This is a genomic window from Streptomyces sp. CNP082, assembly GCF_059570535.1.
In genome coordinates this window covers 38635-58664 of record NZ_JCANSZ010000043.1, presented here as the reverse complement: position 1 = coordinate 58664, position 20030 = coordinate 38635, and the positions used below count along the sequence as shown (strand labels likewise).

Annotated in this window: 16 protein-coding genes; 5 read left to right on the top strand and 11 right to left on the bottom strand. The window is 73.5% G+C overall.

Features of this window, described 5'->3' with window-relative positions; genetic code table 11:
• Window positions 1–930, bottom strand: coding sequence for a 5-dehydro-4-deoxyglucarate dehydratase (locus B124_RS27665; protein ID WP_496505696.1), 930 nt, complete (start codon window positions 928–930; stop codon window positions 1–3).
• 143 nt (window positions 931–1073) lie between these two features.
• The gene (locus tag B124_RS27660) at window positions 1074–1910 is read right to left on the bottom strand and encodes an NAD-dependent epimerase/dehydratase family protein (RefSeq protein WP_496505695.1); all 837 of its coding nucleotides are present in this window, start codon (window positions 1908–1910) and stop codon (window positions 1074–1076) included.
• Window positions 1911–2075: 165 nt separating this feature from the next.
• Between B124_RS27660 and B124_RS27655 the strand changes: the two genes are divergently transcribed.
• Together B124_RS27655 and B124_RS27650 are read left to right on the top strand one after the other, a co-directional pair.
• A complete protein-coding gene (locus B124_RS27655; RefSeq protein ID WP_496505694.1) occupies window positions 2076–3296 on the top strand; it encodes a hypothetical protein in 1221 nt (406 codons plus the stop codon).
• Window positions 3297–3329: 33 nt separating this feature from the next.
• Window positions 3330–4268 carry a MerR family transcriptional regulator gene (locus tag B124_RS27650; RefSeq protein WP_496505693.1) on the top strand — a complete coding sequence of 313 codons (939 nt, stop codon included), beginning with the start codon at window positions 3330–3332 and terminating at the stop codon, window positions 4266–4268.
• Window positions 4269–4357: 89 nt separating this feature from the next.
• Here the strand turns inward: B124_RS27650 and B124_RS27645 are convergent, their stop codons facing one another.
• From B124_RS27645 to B124_RS27615, 7 genes are all read right to left on the bottom strand, one after another.
• Window positions 4358–4570, bottom strand: coding sequence for a DUF397 domain-containing protein (locus B124_RS27645; RefSeq protein WP_496505692.1), 213 nt, complete (start codon window positions 4568–4570; stop codon window positions 4358–4360).
• Entirely contained in the window at window positions 4554–5393 is an 840-nt protein-coding gene (locus B124_RS27640; protein ID WP_496505691.1) for a helix-turn-helix domain-containing protein, read from the bottom strand. Before B124_RS27640 ends, B124_RS27645 begins: the two co-directional genes overlap by 17 nt.
• A 1733-nt stretch (window positions 5394–7126) precedes the next feature.
• A complete protein-coding gene (locus tag B124_RS27635; RefSeq protein ID WP_496505690.1) occupies window positions 7127–8164 on the bottom strand; it encodes a zinc-dependent alcohol dehydrogenase in 1038 nt (345 codons plus the stop codon).
• 9 nt (window positions 8165–8173) lie between these two features.
• On the bottom strand, window positions 8174–9892 hold the full coding sequence (locus B124_RS27630) for a dihydroxy-acid dehydratase (protein WP_496505689.1): 1719 nt from the start codon (window positions 9890–9892) through the stop codon (window positions 8174–8176).
• Between the two features lie 90 nt (window positions 9893–9982).
• The gene (locus B124_RS27625) at window positions 9983–10873 is read right to left on the bottom strand and encodes a polysaccharide lyase family protein (RefSeq protein WP_496505688.1); all 891 of its coding nucleotides are present in this window, start codon (window positions 10871–10873) and stop codon (window positions 9983–9985) included.
• Window positions 10874–10875: 2 nt separating this feature from the next.
• Complete coding sequence (locus B124_RS27620; RefSeq protein WP_496505687.1) at window positions 10876–12432, bottom strand: alkaline phosphatase D family protein; 1557 nt, start codon at window positions 12430–12432, stop codon at window positions 10876–10878.
• 164 nt (window positions 12433–12596) lie between these two features.
• Window positions 12597–12965, bottom strand: a complete 369-nt coding sequence (locus B124_RS27615; protein ID WP_496505686.1) for a MerR family transcriptional regulator — start codon at window positions 12963–12965, stop codon at window positions 12597–12599.
• A gap of 71 nt (window positions 12966–13036) precedes the next feature.
• Between B124_RS27615 and B124_RS27610 the strand changes: the two genes are divergently transcribed.
• Both B124_RS27610 and B124_RS27605 read left to right on the top strand, forming a co-directional pair.
• On the top strand, window positions 13037–13948 hold the full coding sequence (locus B124_RS27610; protein WP_496505685.1) for an NAD(P)-dependent oxidoreductase: 912 nt from the start codon (window positions 13037–13039) through the stop codon (window positions 13946–13948).
• A 46-nt stretch (window positions 13949–13994) separates the two neighbouring features.
• Complete coding sequence (locus tag B124_RS27605; RefSeq protein ID WP_496505684.1) at window positions 13995–14426, top strand: PPOX class F420-dependent oxidoreductase; 432 nt, start codon at window positions 13995–13997, stop codon at window positions 14424–14426.
• A 288-nt stretch (window positions 14427–14714) separates the two neighbouring features.
• Here B124_RS27605 and B124_RS27600 read toward each other — a convergent pair whose 3' ends face one another.
• Entirely contained in the window at window positions 14715–15773 is a 1059-nt protein-coding gene (locus B124_RS27600; protein ID WP_496505705.1) for an AfsR/SARP family transcriptional regulator, read from the bottom strand.
• Between the two features lie 1824 nt (window positions 15774–17597).
• On the opposite strand from B124_RS27600, the gene B124_RS27595 reads away from it, so the two are divergent.
• A complete protein-coding gene (locus tag B124_RS27595) occupies window positions 17598–19010 on the top strand; it encodes an FAD-dependent monooxygenase (protein ID WP_496505683.1) in 1413 nt (470 codons plus the stop codon).
• A 226-nt stretch (window positions 19011–19236) separates the two neighbouring features.
• On the opposite strand, the gene idi is transcribed toward B124_RS27595, so the two are convergent.
• Window positions 19237–19809, bottom strand: a complete 573-nt coding sequence (gene idi, locus B124_RS27590) for an isopentenyl-diphosphate Delta-isomerase (protein ID WP_496505682.1) — start codon at window positions 19807–19809, stop codon at window positions 19237–19239.
• Between the last annotated feature and the right edge of the window lie 221 nt (window positions 19810–20030).

The following is a 20030-nucleotide window of genomic DNA, read 5'->3' as shown; positions in this document are numbered from 1 at the left end:
TCACCGGGCCGCCCCCGCGATCTCCAGGCCGGCGGAGACGATCAGCTCCAGCTCGGCGAGGTGCTTGGGGTGCGGGTCGGCCAGCGGCGGCCGTACGCCGCCGGCGTTGAGGCCGCGCAGCCGGGCGCCGGCCTTGACCAGCGACACGGCGTAGCCGGGGACTTCGTTGCGCAACTGGACGAGGGGGACGTAGAAGCCGCTCAGCAGGCGGCGTACGAGCTGGTCGTCGCCCGCGGCCCGCGCGCGGTAGAAGGCGAGCGCCACCTCGGGGACGAAGCAGAAGACGGCGGACGAGTACAGCCGGGCGCCCACGGCCGCGTACGCGGCGGCCGAGACCTCGGCGGTGGGCAGGCCGTTGAAGAAGGTGAAGTCGCCGGCGGGGGTCCCCTGCCCGGCGAGGGCGGTGTGCACGGCGGGGATGATGCGCTGCATCAGCTCGACGTCGCCGAGCCCGTCCTTGAAGCCGGTGACGGTGGGGATCCGGGCGAGTTCCGCGGCGCCCGCGGGGGTGAAGCGGACGTTGTCGCGCTGGTAGACGACCAGCGGCAGGGCGGTCGCGGCGCCGATTTCGCGCACGTACGCGACGAGCCCCGCCTCCGGCCCGGTCACCAGGTACGGCGGCATCAGCAGCAGCCCGTCGGCGCCGGCCTCGGCGGCGGCACGGGCGCAGGCGACGGCGTGCGGCAGCGGGCCGCCGGCGCCGGCGAACACCGGCACCCGGCCGGCCGCGGCCCCGACGGCGGTACGGACCACGCGCCGGTGCTCGGCGCCGTCGAGCGCGTGGAACTCGCCGGTGCCGCAGGCGGCGAACACCGCGCCCGCGCCGTGCCCGACGCCGTCGGCGACGTGCCGGGCGAGCACGTCCTCGTGCACCGCGCCGGCGGCGTCGAAGGGGGTGAGGGGGAAGAACAGGATGCCGTCGAGCTGCACCGGAACCTCGATTCATCTATCTGAACGAAAGATATGAATCTGAATTGGTGCCGGAAACGTAGAGGTGGGTGCGACGGCCGTCAAGGGGGTGCGCGCGGGTTCAGGGTGTGGCGCCGGGGCGCCCCCGGGTGTGAACGGGGGCGTCAGTGCGGCCAGATGGGCGGGTCGGTGCAGAACGGGCCGCCCAGGTTCGCCTGGTCAGGCGCGTCCGGATCGTCGGGGCCGAGTTCGGCGAGCAGCTTGTCCGCGTACACCTCGGAGTCGTCCTCGGGCTCGTAGCCGAGGGCGCGCGCCGAGCCGAGGTCCCACCAGGCGCGGGTGTTGGCGGAGCTGCCGTAGACGACGGTGTGGCCGACGTCCTCGGCGGTCAGCGCGGCGTGGAACAGCCGGGCGCCGTCGGCGGGGCTGAGCCAGAGGGAGAGCATGCGCACGCTGGTGGGCTCGGGGAAGCAGGAGCCGATGCGCACGGAGACGGTCTCGATGCCGTGCTTGTCCCAGTAGAACTGCGCCAGGTCCTCGCCGAAGCACTTGGACAGGCCGTAGAAGGTGTCCGGGCGGTGCGCGGCGCCGGTGCCGATCAGCTCGGCGGCGGGGACGCGGCCGGCGTGGCGGGGGCGGGGGTGGAAGCCGACGGCGTGGTTGCTGGAGGCGAAGACGACGCGGGGGACGCCCTCTTCGCGTACGGCCTCGAAGAGGTGGTACGTGCCCTCGATGTTGGCCCGCAGCACCTTCTCGAACGTCGACTCCAGCGAGATCCCGGCGAGGTGGAGCACGGCGTCGGCCCCGCGGACCGCCTCGCGCAGGGCGGCGCGGTCGGCGAGGTCGGCGGTGACGGTGCGCTCGGGGCCCGGGGGGACGGCGACGCGGTCGAGCAGGCGCAGCTCGTAGCCGTGGGCGGGGAGCAGGGGGCGCATCAGGGTGCCGACGCCGCCGGCGGCGCCGGTGAGCAGGACGGTGCGCGGGGGGCGGTGGGCTGGCATCGTGGGCTCCTCGGTGGTTCGGGGGTGTGGGTCGGGCCGGACGCCGGGCCGGGCGCCGGGTGAGCGCCGGGTGGACGCCGGGTGGGCGGTCTTGACGGTGCGTCGGGGCGGCCATAGCGTGCCTGTTCATCAATATGGACGCCGGGCAGAAACGTGTACACCCTGATGATGACACCTCGTGCTTCGGTCTTTCTGTATCCCTGGGACGTCGTCGGCGACCCCGCCGCGCCGCGCCGGGTCGCGGAGTTGGGCGTACGGCAGGTGACGCTCGCCGCCGCGTACCACTCCACCCGCGCCGTCACCCCGCGCCACCCGCGCCACCGCATCGTCACCGCCAGGTACTCCGCCGTGCTCTACCCGCCGGACCCGAGCAGGTGGTCCGGCCGGGAGCTGCGCCCGTACACCCAGGACTGGGTGGACGAGGCCGACCCGTTCGGCGCGGCGGCCGAGGCGCTGACCGCGGCGGGACTCGAGGTGCACGCCTGGGTGGTGCTCGCGCACAACTCCCGCCTGGGCGCGGAGCATCCACAGACCTCCGTGGTCAACGCGCACGGCGACCGCTACCCGTGGGCGCCGTGCATCGCCCGGCCCGAGGTCCGCGACTACCTGGTCCGGCTCGCGGCGGAGGCGGCGACCCGGCCGGGGGCGCGGGGGTGTGAGCTGGAGTCGTGCGGCTGGTACGGGCTGGCGCACCTGCACGCGCACGACAAGACCGCCGGGGTGGCGCTCGACGCGGCGGGGCAGTTGCTGATGTCGCTGTGCTTCTGCGACCGCTGCCGCGACGGCTACGCCGCGTACGGCGCCCCACCGGACGACCTGCGCGCGGCGGTCACGGCGGCGCTGCGGCCGTACTGGGAGGGAACGGCCGCCGCGCCGCCGGCCGCCGCCGAGGCCGTGGAGGCGGCGGGCACCTGGGCCCGGATCGCCGGGCTGCTGGGCGCCGAACGCGCGGCGGCGGTGCTGGGCTGGCGCCGCGCGGCGGCCACCCGGCTGCAGCGCGAGGCGGTCGCGGCGGTACGGGCCGAGGCCCCGGACTCCGCGTTCCGCGTCCTGCTGCACGCCGCTCCCGAGCCGTACGCCTGCGGCGCGAACGCGGGGGTGGACCCGGCGGAGGTCCTGACGTTCGCGGACGGCCTGGTCCTCCCCTGCACAGGCGGCCCCGCAACCCGCACCGCCGCCCTGGACCCGTGCACCCCCCACCGCCGCCCGCACACGACGCTGGCGGCGAACTTCACGGTGGTCTCGGGCCTGGGCGGCACCCCGGCAACGCTGGCGCAGGACGCGGCCCACGCGGTGAAGCTGGGCGCGGACGAACTGCGGCTGTACCACGGGGGGCTGGCGTCGGGCCAGGACCTGGCCCGGGTGGCGGAGGCCCTGGGCGCTTGAGTCTCCCGTAGGGGGAGACGCCAAGGTAGGGGCATGAACGGCGACACGCTCTGCACGATCGGCGAACTGGCCCGGCGGACCGGCCTGACGGTCAAGACCATCCGGTTCTACTCCGACCGCGGACTCGTGACGCCGACGGACCGCAGCCCGGCCGGCTACCGCCTCTACGGCAGCGACGCCGTCGCGCGCCTGGACCTCGTGCGGACCCTGCGGGACCTGGGGGTGGACCTGCCCACGATCCGCAGGGTCGTGGACCGGGAACTCCCGCTTCCCGAGGTCGCCGCAGCGCACGCCGACGCCCTGGCCGTGCAGATCCGCGTCCTGCGCCTGCGGCACGCGGTGCTGAGGACGGTGGCCGAGCGCGGGCTCACCGCGGAGGAGGCGGATCTCATGCACACGCTGGCCCAGCTCTCGGAGGACGAACGCCGACGTCTGATCGGCGACTTTCTCGACGCGGCTTTCGGCGGCCTCGACACCTCCCTGTTCGCGGGGGTCAGGCGCTCGATGACCCCCGAACTGCCCGGCAACCCCGAGGCGGAGCAGGTCCGCGCGTGGGTGGAGTGGGCCGAACTCAGCATGGACCCGGACTTCCGCGCCAGCGTACGGCGGATGACCGAGGGCATCGCGGCCGAACAAGCACAGCGCGGCACCGCGGCTCCGCGCCGCGGCCTCGGTGCGGTCGTCCGCGACCGCGCCGTCCCCGCGCTGGCGGCGGGCATCGCCCCGGCCTCGCGCCAGGCCGACCCGATCGTCGCGGCCCTCGCGGCGCACTACGCACACGCCCTCGGCCGCCCTGACGACGCCGGGCTACGCCGCCTGCTGCTGGCCCGGCTGGAGAGCGTGAGCGACCCGCGCCGGGACCGGCACCTCCACCTGCTGGCGGTGATGAACGGCTGGCCCGCTCCGGAGCGCCTGGCGCCGGCGTTCGACTGGTCCGCCCAGGCCGTACGCGGGCGGATGGAGGGCCAGTAGCGGACCCTCATCTCCTGACGGGCCTCCTGACCGGGTACGCCGCCGGCCCCCGCCGTCGGCGGGGGCCGGTCGCTCGGGTCCGGGTCCGCTCAGGCCGGAAACTCACCGGCCTTGACGGCGGCGACGAACGCCGCCCAGCCATCGGCGGGAAACATCAGAGCGGGCCCGTGCGGGTCCTTGCTGTCGCGGACGGGAACGGCGCCGGGGATCCCGTCGGCGACCTCGATGCACTCGCCCCCCTGGCCGTTGCTGTAGCTGGACTTGCGCCAGCTCAGAGTACGTGCGTCAGGAATCTTCTTCATCTTCGTATTCTTTCAGGTAACTTCGGACCAGGTCCAGGGATTCGCCCTCCGGTAACGCCTTGGAGCGGGCTACGTCGAGCATCTGCGTGAGCTGGAGGACCTTCCTCGGCGACTCCACCGGCTCCCCGGAGACGAAGCTCTCGACATAGCCGATCGTCGCGCCGTTCTCCAGGGTGAGCAGGCTCAGGCTCCCGCCCAGGAGCGGGTGCGCCCCCTGTGCAAAGGGAAGCACCTGAACTGAGACACGGGGCGACTCGACCATCGTGAGTATGTGCCGGAGTTGCCCAGTCATGCACTCTGAGCCCCCCATTGGGCGCTTCAGTGCGGCTTCATCCATGATTGCCCAGTAGAACGCCGTATCCGCCTTGCCGAATACGCGCTTACGGCGCATCCGCGCCGCGACCTGCTCGTCAATCTGCGCCTCGGACTCCCCGGGCAGCGACTCGCGAAACAGCGCACGTGCGTAGTCCTCGGTCTGCAGGAGGCCGGGAATCAGGCTGCTGCCGAAGACCTGGATGCGGGTCGCCTTCTGTTCCTTCTCCAGGACTTCCTGAATGTAACCGGGCACGGACGAGTCCTGCGCCACTGCCAACAGGTCCGCGAAGAGACCGGCAGCTTTGAAGAACGTGTCCAGGGCCTCGGCGAGCGCCTGTGAGGGGAGCTGCTCCCCGCGCTCCACCCGGCTGATGTACGTGTGCGGGTAGCCGAGCTTGTCGGCGAGCGCGCGTTGCGAGAGTTCCGCGCTCTCCCTCATACGACGCAGGCGCCGCCCCAGCACCGTACGCGGGGTGAGCTTGCCGTCGTCCTCGTTGATCAGCTCCACGTCGAACACACCTCCAATTCGTCGTCCATGGAAGGGCTTTGGTGACGGGGCAAGCGTGTACCCGGCACGGTCCGTCAGCAATGCTGTTGCCACCGGCTCACTCTCACGAGTGGGTGCGGGGTGAGGAGCGTGGTCGAAATGACGGGAAGAGCGCAGCGGGCCGCTTTGGCATGCGTGGAAGAGGCTGAATCGGTATGCCGGCAGCTACGGGACGGACTTGAGGGTGCGGGGGTGGTGCTGCCGTCCCTGGGACTTGATCCGGTGTCGATGAGCGCGCGGTCGCCGCGGCCGTTGATTGATTTGGGGCGGTGCAATGTCGAGGTGGCCAGGAAACTCGCTGCCGTGCTGGCAGCGGCGGGTGAGGGGGAGCGGGAGCGCGCCGTATGAGCGCCGGTCCGGTTGCCCCTCGCGGAATTCGGTTTGGGCCGGGGGCTCTGCCGCCCGCGCGTGCTGACAATGGCAACGGGTGGGTTTCCGGCCGGTGCTGGCTGTACTGCCGCCGGGAAGGTGTGCGGGTGTGGTGGATCGGTTCGGTGAAAACTCCCGCGGGCCATGGGCACCTGTACGCCTGCGGGGAGTGTGCGGCAGAGGTGGATGCCATGGTTCGCACCGAACTTCACCGCAAAGACGTCGGTGCGCTGTCCGCACTCCCGTCGTCATTCCGGCGGGAGGGCGTGCGCGGTGGCGAGCGGGAGCCGTGTCCGCACCCTGCTACGGAGCGGCGCAACGGCAAGACATTCTGCGCGCGCTGCAAAGCGCAGTTGTACCTGTAGCTTCCGCCCCTTGCCGTGAGCGCCACCGGGCAGCGATGCGCCCTCCGGGGTATGGCTTGCCGCTTGCCGTGCCCCGGCGTTGTCACCGTGTGGAGCACGGCTGGGGGAGGTGCGGTGCGCCAGGCGGGGCGCACTTCGTAGGCGCGGGGAACCGCAGACCGGCGCCGCGACCGGCGTGGTCGTGCGCCATACGGCGGACGCCACAGGGGTGCGGGGCGGGGCGGTTGCCGGGCGGCCCGGCCGACGTGGGGTGTGCGTCGGGGCGGCCGGGTCGGCGGCGGGGGCGGTGCCGGGGCAACGCCCCTCAGCCACTCACCCCGGTCGGGTGGGGCGGTGCGCGTGCGTGCCGATGGGGAAAACTCGCTCTCCGTGGGTGATTTGAGCCGTTTCGGCGGGTGGGTTACCGCGAGTTACGACCGTTTTCCTCCGCCGGGAGCGCCCGACCCGGCCGCCCCGGCGCCGCCCTCACGCCGGGCCGCAGCCGTCCCCCGACCCCGTCCACCCCGGCGCCGCCCCCACCGACCGACCCGGCCGCCCCCACCACCAAACCGGCCGCCCCAACGCAGCCAGTCGCGGCAGTGAGCAGGCGATGTCACCGCGCCTGCGTACCCTTGGGCGGGTGTGCGGGGAGTATCGGGGGCGCACGGAGCGTCGGGGGGTCGGCGAACATCGAAGGCCCCGCGGCGAACATCGAAGGCCCCGCGGCGAACATCGAAGGCCCCGCGGCGAACATCGAAGCCCGGCACACCCGAGGGCTCCGGCGAACACCCGGGGGCCCACCGCCTCCGACCCCGCTCGACGGTCCCCGTCGAGCGGCGTAGTCAACGGTCGAGTTGAGCGGTCTGCTGGCTGCACCGCTCCGCGGACACCCCGAGCCGCGGCGCTGACAGGCGGCACCGGCACGGTCCGTTCCCGGCGCCCGGTTCGGTCAGCCGCCCCCCGCCGGTCGCCGGTCGCCGGTCAGACGGTCGGCGGCGTGACCGCCTCCGCGGTCCCCGGCGACACCTGCACCTTCGGGCCCCTGCCTGCGCCTTCGGGGCGTACGCCCGACAAGGTCGCCGCCACTCCCTCCAGGCCGATCACCGTCGCGATCAGCGGGCGCGGGTCCACCTCTCCCTCCGCGTACGCGCTGATCGTTTCCGCCAGGCCCGGGGACCCGCTCAGGATGCCCACCGCCGTGGCGTCCTTGAGGGCCAGGTTGCGGGTGTCCAGCAGGCTCGGGGTGCCCGCCAGGCCGATGAAGACCACCCGGCCGCCCGGCTCCACCCACTCCACCGCCCGCGCCGGGAGGGCCGCCGCGTTGGAGGCGTCGATCACCGCCTCGTACGGGACGGAGGGCAGCGACTCCGCCGTCCAGCAGCGGTCGAAGCCCAGGGTCGCGGCGAACTCCAGCGTCGCCGGGTCGCGGCCCAGCACGTGGACCTCCGCGCCCGCGCGGCGGGCGAACATCGCGGTCAGCAGGCCGATCGTGCCCGGGCCCGTAACCAGCACCCGGTCGCCCGGCGCGACCCCCGCCGCGCGGGCCGCGCGCAGCGCGTTGCCGCCCGGTTCCACCAGGGCGCCCAGCGCGTCGTCGACCGTGTCCGGCAGGGCGTGCAGCGACCATGCCGGGACGGCCAGTTGCGCGGCGAGTGCGCCCGCGTGGCCGAGGATGCCCACCTCACGGCGGCTCTCGCACAGGTGCTGCCGCCCGCCCCGGCAGCGGCGGCAGGCGCGGCAGCCCAGCATCGTGTCGCCCGTCACCCGCCGGCCCACCCAGGCCGGGTCCACGCCCGCGCCGACCGCCGTGACCCGGCCCGACCACTCGTGCCCGGGGCGTACGGGGAACCGCGAGCGCCCGTCGCGCAGATACTGCAGCTCGCCCGTGTACAGCTCCACGTCCGTTCCGCACACCCCCACGCGCGCGACGTCCACCACCGCCTCGCCCGGCCCCGCCACCGGCGGGGCGACGTCCTCGACCGACGCGCGGCCGGGGCCGTGCAGCACGAACGCCCTCAAGGCCGGCCGTCAGTGCGACTCACGGCTCACCTCCGAGCCCGTCGAGCCGACCAGGAAGTCCAGGTCCGCCCCGGTGTCCGCCCCCAGGACGTGGTCCACGTACAGCCGCTCCCACCCCCGCCGCGGCGCCGCGTAGGCCGCCGCTGCCGCCTCGTTGGGGGTACGGGCCGCCAGCTCCGCGTCCGGTATATCGACGGAGAGGCTGCGTCCCGGTACGTCGAGGCTGATCCAGTCTCCGTTGCGCACCAGCGCCAGCGGACCGCCCGCCGCCGCCTCCGGCGCGACGTGCAGCACCACCGTGCCGTACGCCGTGCCGCTCATCCGGCCGTCGCAGACCCGCACCATGTCGCGTACGCCCTGCTCCAGCAGCTTGCGCGGCAGCGGCATGTTGGAGACCTCGGGCATGCCCGGGTAGCCGCGGGGGCCGCAGCCGCGCAGGACGAGCACCGAGTCGGCGTCGACGTCGAGGTCCGGGTCGTCGATGCGGGCGTGGAAGTCCTCGATGCTGTCGAAGACGACGGCCCGCCCGCGGTGGCGCAGCAGTTCGGGGGAGGCGGCGGCGGGTTTGACGAGGGCGCCGGAGGGGGCGAGGTTGCCGCGGAGCACGGCGATGCCGGCGGCGGGCTGCAGCGGCGCCTCGCGGGTGCGGATGACCTCGGGGTCCCAGATGCGGGCCTCGTCCAGGTGGTCCACCAGCGGGCGGCCGGTGACGGTGAGCGCCGCCGGGTCGAGGAGGTCGCGTACCTCGTTCAGCACGGCCGCCAGGCCGCCCGCGCGGTACAGGTCGTCCATCAGGAACCGCCCGGCCGGCAGCAGGTCGGCCAGCAGCGGGACGTCCGCGCCGACGCGGTCGAAGTCGTCGAGCGCCAGCGGGACGCCGAGGCGGCCGGCGAGGGCGAGGAGGTGGACGACGGCGTTGGTGGAGCCGCCGGTGGCGGCGAGCGCGACGATCGCGTTGCGGAACGACGCGGCGGTCATGACGTGCGACGGGGTACGCCCCTGCCGTACCAGCTCGACCGAGAGCTTCCCCGACTCGTGCGCCGCCTCCAGCAGCCGGCTGTCCGGCGCGGGCGTGCCGGCCAGGCCCGGGAGGACCATGCCCAGCGCCTCGGCCATGACGGCCATCGTGGAGGCGGTGCCCATGGTGTTGCAGTGCCCGCGGCTGCGGATCATCGAGGACTCGGAGCGGGTGAAGTCCCGTTCGGACAGGGTGCCCGCGCGCACCTCCTCGCTCAGCCGCCACACGTCGGTGCCGCAGCCCAGCGGCTTGCCGCGGAAGGTGCCGGTGAGCATCGGCCCGCCGGGGACGACGAGCGCGGGCAGGTCCACCGAGGCGGCGGCCATGAGCAGCGCGGGGATCGTCTTGTCGCAGCCGCCGAGGAGCACCAGGCCGTCGACCGGGTTGGCGCGGAACATCTCCTCCGCCGCCATCGCCGCCATGTTGCGCCACAGCATCGCCGTGGGGCGCACCTGGGTCTCGCCGAGCGAGACCACCGGCAGCTCCAGCGGGATGCCGCCGGCCTCGTGCACGCCGTCGCGTACGGAGCGGGCGACCTCGGTGAGGTGGGAGTTGCAGGGGGTGAGGTCGGAGGCGGTGTTGGCGATGGCGATGTGGGGGCGGCCGGAGAACGCGTCGTGGGGCAGGCCGCGGCGCATCCACGCGCGGTGGATGTACGCGTTCCGGTCCGTACCCCCGTACCACTGGGTGCTTCGCAGCTCGGCAGCCATGCACCGTCCTTCGTGTCGCAGGGGCGAACCTCCGCACAGTAGACGACTGCTGCGCGCGCTGCCTAGCCGTTGACGAGCAACTCCGGGCCGTCACTCCGGGGCGAACACCCCCACCGCGTCGTACGCGATCCACGACCCGCTCGTCTTGCGCAGTGTCAGGACGTTCTCCCCGGCCCTGAACAGCTCCGCTGCCAGCGGCAGTTCGTAGTACGACGGCTTCAGCACGCTGCCCGCCCTGGCCGCGTCGCCCTCCAGCGACCCGCGGGTCGCGCCGCCGCGGAACTCCAGCGTCCGCACCGCGTTGCCGTTGAGCGCGAGTTCGGCGGTGCCGGCGAGGGTGGCGTGCGAGTCGATCAGCCACAGCGCGAAGCCGAGGTCGCCCACGGGGGCCGCGGGCAGGTCGAAGCGGAGCGTGAACGTGTGCTCCTTGCGGCCGGCCCAGGCGTCGCTCGGGCCCGGGTGCAGGTAGCACCAGTCGCGGCCGGGGTCGGAGGCGCCGTGGCGGAAGTCGGCGTCCTGCGGGAAGGCCGTCGGGTACTGCGCGCTCAGGTTCGGCGACAGCGCGAACTCCAGCCCCCGGTGGTCGAACTCGCCGACCTGCGCCACCGGGCGGCCCGCGGCGAGTGAGCGCTCGTTCGTCGCGTCGACGGCGCGCGCGGGCCGGGTCCGGGCGCCGGAGTCGACCACGGCGACGACGGTGTAGCGGCGGGTCAGCGGCTGGGGGCCGACGCGGTGGGTGTGGTGCGGGAAGAGCGTGCGGGCGAGGAGGGTCTCGCCGCCGGAGTCGTCTGAGTCGCCTGAGAGTTCGTGGACCTCGTAGTGGTCGACGAGCTGTTCGGGGCCCGTCCGGTACGGGCGCCAGGTCAGCTCCACGACGCCGAGGCCGCCGGCGGCGGCGAGGCCGGCGACGGTGCCCGGCGCGTGGCCGGCGTCCGGGCTCCCGGCGGCGGTGTCCGCGGCGGTACGGGTGGTGTCGGTCATCGTCAGCTCACCTTCTGCATGCCGGGGCGGCCGTGCTCGACCCGGAAGCGGTCGAGCGTGAACCCGGCCGCCTTGTTGTCGGCCCGTACGTAGGGCACCGCCCGGTACTCGGCGGTGACCGCGTCGGCGTCCGCGTGGCCGAGGACGTAGCCGCGGCGGCCGTCGTAGAACTGCATCCAGGGGTGCTGCATCCAGTCCTGCGTGTAGTTGTCCGTGGGCGCGCCGTCGCCGTCCGAGGCGATGGACGTACCGAGGAACTCGCTGCCCACGACGCGCGATCCGGGGTCGGCGAAGTCCGCGAGGAGGTCGCCGGCGATGGAGCGGTGGCAGTCGCCGGTGAAGACGACGGACGGCGCCACGCCGGGTTCGCCGAGGACGTCGAGGAGGCGCTGCCGCGCGGCCGGGTAGCCGTCCCACTGATCGACGCGGTTCTCCGTCACCCGGACCAGGCCGACCTGCTGGAGCAGCAGGTTCCAGCGGGCGTCGGAGGTGCGCAGCCCGTGGTAGAGCCAGCGCTCCTGCTCCCGGCCGAGCATGGTGCGTCCGGGTGCGTGCTGCTCGGCGGCGTCGGCCGGCTTGGGGTCGCGGTACTGGCGGGCGTCGAGGACGTGCAGGGTGGCCGGCCCGTAGCGCAGCCGGCGGTGCAGCCGGGCGTCGGGGCCGTGGGCGAGGGCGAGCGCCGGCAGCGGGCAGTTCTCGTAGTACGCGCGGTACGCCACCGCACGGCGGAGCAGGAAGTCCTCCTCGCTCAGGCCGTAGTACGAGTTCTCGTCGGAGTAGTCGTTCTGCACCTCGTGGTCGTCCGGGGTGAGGATCCACGGTGCCGCGGCGTGCACGGCCTGGAGGTCGGGGTCCGTCTTGAACAGCGCGTAGCGCAGCCGGTAGTCGGCGAGGGTGTTGGTCTCCATCTCGTGGCGGGCGCCGGGCAGCGGGGCGCTGCGCCACATGTTGGCGGCGGTGATGCCGTACTCGTAGATGTAGTCCCCGAGGAAGAACACGACGTCCGGGTCCTTGTCGACCAGGTCGCGGTACGCCGGGAAGTAACCGTGGTACCACGCCTGGCAGGAGGCGGTGGCGAAGGTGAACGAGCCGCGCGCGGAGCGGGCGTCGGGCGCGGTGCGGAACCGGCCCACAGGGCTGGTATGGCCCTGCGTACGGAAGCGGTAGAAGTACTGCCGTCCCGGGCGCAGCCCGCGGACCTGCGGGTGGACGGAGTGCCCCAGCTCCGGCAGCGCGACTGCGGAGCCGGCGCGGACGACCCGGCGGAACCGCTCGTCCTCCGCGACCTGCCAGGCCACGTCGTAGCCGGCGCGGGGCATGCCGCCGTGGCCGTCGTCGGCGAGCGGGTCCGGCGCCAGCCGGGTCCACAGCACGGCGCCGTCGGCGGCCGGTTCGCCGCTGGCGACGCCCAGCCGGTACGGGTCCTCGCGCAGCCGGGGCGCGCCGCCCGCGGCCTCGGCCCGCCCGGCGAGCCCGGCCCCGGCCAGCAGCGCGCCGACGCCGACGCCCGCGGCCTGCAGGAACGACCGCCGGCGCGGCGAATGGGGTGGTGAAGTCACCTGAGCCTCCCGGGCGTTGTGAACATCCGGAAGGATGTTCGCCGCGGGGGGTGGCCGGGGCACGACGTGCAGGTGAAGGGCCGCGGGACGGAAGGGAGACGATCAACGGGGCGGCGCGGGCCCGCCCGTGGCCGTACGGGCGCGCGGGCGGTTGCCGGCGGCCGTCAGATGTACTGCGCGACCCGCCGCTCGGCGGCGTCGAGGTACTCGCTGAGCGCCCGGCGGGAGCGGGTGAGCGTGGTGATGTGCGCGTCGAGCCCGTCCAGCCGGTCGCGGAACTTGTCGATGAGTTCGGGGCACGGCTCGAAGTCGGGTCCCGTGCCGGTGGCGCAGGGCAGGAGCCAGGCGATGTCCGGGGTCGACAGGCCGGCGTCGAGCAGCCGCCGGATCTGGGCGACGGTGAGCACGGCGTCGTCGGTGTACTCGCGGTAGCCGTTGCCGGAGCGCTCGGGTTTCAGCAGGCCCTGGGCCTCGTAGTAGCGCAACTGATGTGTGTGGACGCCGGTACGCCGGCTCAGCTCGCCGATCCGCATGCGCGCTCCTCCTCCGCCGCTGACCTTCACACCTTGACCTTCATACCGGTATGAACGTTGAGCATTCTGCCATGACGACCGACAAGCAAGCGGAAAACGCCCCTGCCCCCGTCGCCGTACTCGGCCTCGGCCTGATGGGCCACGCCCTCGCCGCCGCCCTGCACCGCGCCGGGCACCCCACCACCGTCTGGAACCGCACCGCCGCCAAGGCCGACGACCTCGTCGCCGCCGGCGCCGTACGCGCCGCCACCCCCGCCGCGGCCGTCGCCGCCGCCCCGCTGGTGGTCGCCTGCGTCACCGACTACGACGCGCTGCGCGCCCTGCTCGACCCCGTCGAGGCCGCCGCCCTCCGCGGCCGGACCCTGGTCAACCTCACCACCGGCACCTCGGATCAGGCCCGCGACACCGCGGCGTGGGCCGCCGAACGCGGCCTGACGTACCTCGACGGCGCCATCATGGCCACCCCGCAGGGCATCGGCACCACGGACGCGACCATCGTCGTCAGCGGCCCGCGGGCGGACTTCGACCGGCACGCGCCGGCGCTGCACGCCCTGGCCGGCGACACCCCGTACCTCGGCGCGGACCACGGGCTCACGGCGCTGTACGAGATGGCGGTGGTGGGCCTGATGTGGAGCATCCTCAACGGCTGGCTGCAGGGCGCCGCCCTGCTCGGCACGGCGGGGGTGTCGGCGGCGGAGTACACCGCCGTCGCGGCGAAGGGCGTCCCGACCGTCACCGGCTGGCTTCCCGGCTACGCGAAGCAGATCGACAGCGGCACCTTCCCGGCGGACGACGCCACGCTCGACGTTCACCGGGCCGCGATGGCACACCTCGTAAAGGAGAGCGAATCCCTCGGCGTGAACGCGGAGTTCCCGGCGCTGATCAAGGCGTTCGCCGACCGGGCCGCGGCGGCGGGCCACGGCGACGAGGGATATCCGGTGATGATCGAGGAGTTCCGCCGCCCGGCGGCGCAGCCGCGGTGACCCCACCGCAGGAATACCACCGACAGACCAGGACTTGGCAGAGAACATGACCGCGACCTCGTACGACCCCCGCGCGCTGCTGGCGGAGAGCCGGCTCGGCGTGCTGGCCACGATCAAGAAGGACGGCCGACCGCAGCTCTCGCCCGTCATGCCGTTCTACGACCGGGAAGCCGGCCTCCTCCACGTGTCGATGACCGAAGGGCGCGCGAAGACCGCGAACCTGCGCCGCGACGCCCGCGCCGCGCTGGAGGTCACCGCCGGCGACGGCCGCTCCTGGGCCACGGCGGAGGGGACCGCCACCCTCACCGGGCCAGGCACCGATCCGCATGGCCCGGAGGTCGAGGCGCTGGTGGAGTACTACCGCGCCGCGGCGGGGGAGCACCCCGACTGGGACGAGTACCGCGCGGTGATGGTCGCCGACCGCCGGGTGCTGATGACGATGACCGTGGACCACGTCTACGGTGAACGGCTCGGCTGACGCACGCGCGCACAACGGGGTGACGGAATGCCGCCGTCACCCCGCACGCGTCCACGGGCGTCATCCCTGCGGCAGGCAGGCAGACCGGCAAGCGGGGGTGGAGGTGTGGCGGCGCACTCGTGATTGCGTACGCGGACGTGCCCTACGGGCGACGGCGGCGCGCGGCCCCCGCGGCGCGGCGGCGCGCGGCCGGCCGCCGAAGCGGCCCGGGGAGCCCCCCGGGCCGCTTCGGTATGTCGGACAATGTCCGGACTGCCGGGCAGCCGAAGAGATCGCGATCCGGCGATCTCACGCACCACCGCCCCGGCGCGGGCGCCAGTCGAGCGTGGGCGCGTGGTTGAGGATCTCGTTCTCCAAGTGCTGCAGCGCGGGCCGGGGGTCGATCCCCAGCTCCTCCGCCAGCCTGCGCTGGTTGGTGCGCAGCACGGCGAGGGCGTCGGCCTGCCGGCCGGCCCGGTACAGCGCCAGGCTCAGCAGCTCGCAGCCGTACTCACGCAGCGGATGCGCCTGCGTGAACGCCTCCAGTTCGGCCACCGCCATCTCGTGGGCGCCCACCGCGAGCAGCGCGGCGCACCGCCCCTCGATGACCGACAGCCGCAGCTCCTCCAGCCGGGCGACCTCGGGCCGTACGTAGGTGGTGTCGGCCACCTCCGCGTACGCCTGCCCCCGCCACAGCATGAGACCGGCTTCTAATTCACGCAGCGCCTCCTCGGGCTTGCCGCGGTCGAGCGCCTCCCAGCCGGCGCCCGCGCGCTCGCTGAACCGGTGTACGTCGACCTCGACGACGTTGTTGTCCAGCAGGTAGCCGCGGCCGTAGGTGCGGAGCACGGTCGCGGAGGTGCGCGGGGCACGGTTGGGTTCCAGGACGCGGCGCAGGTTGGCCACGTACGCCTGCAGTGACGTGATCGCGGAGGGCGGCGGGTTGCCGGTCCACAGCTCCTCGACGATGACGTCGACCGCCACCGGCTGGCCCACCTTGCTGACCAGCAGCGCGAGCAGGGCCCGCTGCTTGGGCGCGCCCAGGTCCAGCAGCCGGCCGCCGACCACGGCCTCGATGGGTCCGAGGGCCCGGAACTCCGCCATGGGCCGGGGCGGGGCAGGGGTCATGGACGGCTGCGGGGCGCTCCAGCGGATCGGGCGCGACGGGGCCGGAGGCGCGGTCGGCCGTGCCTCCGGGAGAGCCGGCCCGCTGGGCGTTCCGACGACGAGGGGGGACGGAGTGGATTCAAGTTCGAGATCAAGTTCCTTGGCGAAATACACCTTCAATATCTCGTTGGCGCGGCGGAGTTCCTGAACCTCGCGCTCCAGCTCCGCGATCCGCCGCGCGTCTCCGGTACCGGTTCCCATCCGCTGCCCGCCCTCCGAGTGGGACTGGCAGCTTCCACCCGATCCAGCGCCGATAACCATCGTGTCGACGTTGGTTCTGTCGTTCGTCATCTCTGAACTCCCAACATCTCACCGCCTTTTCCGGGGCGCCTGGCCATGGCCGGGTGTCGGCCTGGCCGGCTGCCGGCCCCTACAGCCAAGCAGGATCCGGTCACCGTACGTTCCGTGCGGTGTACGCGAGTGGTACTGCGTGGCGCTCTGGAGAGCGCTCTCACACCGCGGCATGACAGCGGCCCGTCCGCGGGGCGGCGCCATGGGTGGGCGCTGCCGGGCACGGGACGGGCCGCGGAGACGACGTGCGCCGCGTCGGAGAGCGTAGGCGCCGCAAGGATTTGCTGCCGAAAAGCAGCAATCGCAACTGGAGTGATGTGACATTCGACTTTTGCCGGATGCGCCGGCCAGGGTTTCTCGATCTGGCCGCGTGGCCAGTGGCCGACTTCCGGGCCTGCGTCGATCATTAACATTTCTGCTGCCCCCGTGATTGTTGTCCAGTTCCCCGAGACTGGCCGGGGGTCAGCGTAGCCGTGAACGCTAATCCAGTCAAGGCCCGGCAATGCCGGCCTCGGCTTTACGCGGCCGATACACAACGCAATGGATCTCCGCCTGCTGGACACCGAGAGCAACGATCGACGGCGGGGCTTCGACGCTTTCTTCCCAGCTATTCGATCTCAACACCGCTATGGGGGGATGTCAACACCGTTCCGGCGCTGGTGACGACTTCTTGATCTAGCATCCGCCCGTTCCCGCACGTCGAAGGTCTGATCGATTCCTCCATCAGAGACGGAGGGGGCAAGGTCCTGCCATCCTCCGGAACATGGCAGGAAATTGCTATCCCCGGCGCCGCCGGGACGTTTTTGCAAGATCGACCGCGGACCTCTCCCGGCCCGCCGTGGCGGGGACGGATGCCCAGGTCGGCGGGGTTGCGAGGGGTGGGAACGTCCGGAGGGCACTCTTCCGTTTCGGGTCCGGTCCGGTGTGCCGGCGCCGGCCTCGCGGCGGCGGCGCCGCGGCCCTCGACGCGCGTAGCAGAGCGTGACGGTCCGGCCCCCGCCCGCGGGTCGTGTACGAGCTGCCTGAGGAAGCGTCGGCGGGTGGCAAGTCCGGCAAAGTCGGCAATGAAATTTCATCCCGGTCCGCGGCGAACGAACGGATGCCGCTCCGGGGCTGGTCACGGGCCCGCCCGGATGCGGAGCCTCACCTTTCCGGTGCCGGGTTCAGGCGATTATCGCGGTGAAATAATCCGGTGTTCGCCGGGATGTCATCAAAGCCGCAGGGCGGCCCGCGGCGCGCTGCGCCGCCTGACTTTCTCTCGCATATTCCTATTTCCGAGTCCGGTGAATTAGATCTTCCGGAACTTCCCCGCGGTGTCGCCGGTTCTTTGCAATGAGACCGAAAGCGGAATCGATCAGAAGGGTGTGAGCCGTGCGGGAAGGGACAGCCTGCCGGAATGGCATATGACGATCACGGGCCGGTCTCCCGGCCGGTTTCGCGCTCGTCGCGCTCTCCCCGCCGACCGCCGGGCCGCCGGCGCGCAGGCCCGGCGACGGCCGCCAAGCCGGCGCCAACCCGCTCGATAGCGCCGCCCAAACCACCAGGCCGATGCTGGGTGCCTGCAGCATCGGTGAAGAGACGCCGGCACGGCGGCGTCAGGGAAGCGCACCCGCACGCGGTCCGGCGGCGGGCGGGGACCACCCCCGGGTCCCCGGTGTCCTGTCTGAGGCGTCACCTCATGGAAGGCCGCGTATACCGCGTATACCGCGTATACCGCGTAAAGAAGCCATCGACGTGCCGGTCCTGGTCGTGGGCGGAGGCGGTTGCGGCCTGGCGGCCTCCCTCTTCCTGTCCGGCCACGGCGTGGAACACCTGCTGGTCGAGCGGCACGCGGACACCTCCGGGCTGCCCCGCGCCGACTACCTCGACCAGCGCACCATGGACATCTTCCGGCAGCACGGGGTCGTGGACGCCGTGCACGGCCTGGCGGCCCCGCCCGAGATGTTCGGCAGGGTGCGCTGGCAAACATCCCTCACCGGAGACGGCCGGCTGGACGGGCAGGTCGTCCACGAGATGGACGCCTTCGGCGGCGGCGCGCTGACCGAGGCGTACGCCGAACACGGCCCGGTCCTGCCGGCCACGCTCCCGCAGTCGCGGCTGGAGCCCGTGCTGCGCCGCCGCGCCGACCGCGACAACCCGGGCCGGGTGCGGTTCGGCCACGAGCTGACCGCGTTCGCCGACGAGGGCGACCGCATCGTCGCCGACGTACGCGACCTCGCCACCGGCGAGACCACGCGGGTCACCGCGCAGTACCTCGTCGCCGCCGACGGCGGTCACAGCGTCGGCGCGGAACTGGGCGTGCGGATGGGGGGTGCGCCCGGCGTACTCGACGTCACCACCGCACACTTCACCGCCGACCTCTCCCGGTGGTGGCAGGACGGCGCCCTCCTCACCTGGTTCGTCAACCTCTACCGCCCCGACCTCTCTAGCACGCTGATGGAGGCGGGCCCCACCTGGGGAAGCGCTGCGAGGAGTGGGCGTGCACTTCAGCCCCGGCGGCGCCGACCTCGCCGACCCCGCGGCGGTGACCGCCCGGATCCGCGAGGTCCTCGGGGTGCCAGGACTGGAGCTGACCCTGCACCGGGCCGAGCGTCGCACCACGCCGCCCCCGCGGGCCCGGCGATCAGCACGAAGCCGCCCCGCGGCCGACCAGGTCGTGGGTGGACAGGCGCTCCCCGTCCCGTTCGAGCCAGGCGTGCGGGAGCATGTGCCCGGGCCGGGTGGTGGGGTGGTACGTGGTGCCGAGGGGCGCGCGGGCCGGGGGGCGGGTGCCGTCGGGCACGAGCGCGCCGTCCTCGTACGCGAAGCCCACCTCCAGGTCGTGCGCCTGGCACGCGGAGCGATGGGGCGGCGGCCGAGGCCGCCGAGAGGTTCTCGATCCCCCTCAGCGCGGTACGCATCGGCGGCGGCGCCGCGTACGCCCCTGCCGACGGCCGGTGGGAGGCCGTCCGCGCGATCACCGACGAGGGCGCCCTGCTGGTGCGACCCGACCACCACGTGGCCTGGCGGAGCAGGACCGCGGGGGACGATCCTGCCGCCGAGCTGGCCGGCGCGCTCTCGCGCATCCTCGCCCCGCCGAGGCATCCGGCGCGGCCGGAGCGACGGCACCGCGCGGCAACGGCCCCACGGCACAGGGCAGTCGGCTGACGGCGGCCTCGTCGCCCGTGCACGCTGCCCGCGTCACACCCGCCGCCCGCACCGCGCCCTCGGCCGGGCGTGCTCTCGCCGGAAGCCCCGCCCGAAGCCCTGCCCGAAGCCCTGCCCGAAGCCCTGCCGGACCGGCCGCGGTCGCGTCGCCGCGCCCCGCGCCGGCCGCCTGACGGTCCGCGCCCCGGGGACGCCGGCCGGAAGACTCCGGCCGGCCGGGGCGTGCCTACCGGGTGGCGAGGGCAGCGGCCTGCGGCAGGCGGTCGGCGGCGTTGGTGGCCACCGCGAGCACGCCGCCCAGCCAGGGCGAGTAGTTGTCGGGGTGGGCGGCGATGTCCGCACGCAGCTCGTCCGGCGCCACCCAGCGGATGTCGGCCACCTCCGACGGGTCCGGGTCCATCTGCACGTCCGTCGGCACCAGGCCGACCACGACGTGGTCGTACTCGTGCTCGATCCGGCCGGTGTTCGGGTCCTCGGCCCGGTAGAGGTACACGCCGGCCTCCTGCAGCGCCACCCCGCGCAGCCCGATCTCCTCGACCAGCCGCTCGGCGGCGGCGGCGAACAGCGCCTGTCCGGGGGCCGGGTGGCCGCAGCAGGCGTTGGCCCAGCGCAGCGCGAACCGGGTCTTCACCTTGGCCCGCTGCTGGAGCATCACCCGGCCCTGTTCGTCCAGCAGCATCACCGAGTACGCCCGGTGCAGCCGACCGGGCGCCGTGTGCGCCTCGCTGACCGTGAGGGAGCCGAGGGCGGTGCCGCCCGCGTCGACGAGCTCGACCAACTGCGATTCCCGAGTAGTCATGACGGATCTCCTGCTTTCTGTGTGGAACAACTTCGGCACGCCGGCGTCCGGCCGTGTGCCTGATGCGTACGAACCCCTGCCGGTCTCCGTCGGCCCCCGCGCCGCCGTGGGCGGCGGCGGCCGGGGGAGCCTTTCCCGCACCGTGAACCGGCCGCCCGCGGCCGTACGGATGTCCCGGCCGACCGCGCCGGCAGGGCTTTTGCAGGCGGAAAGCAGGAGGT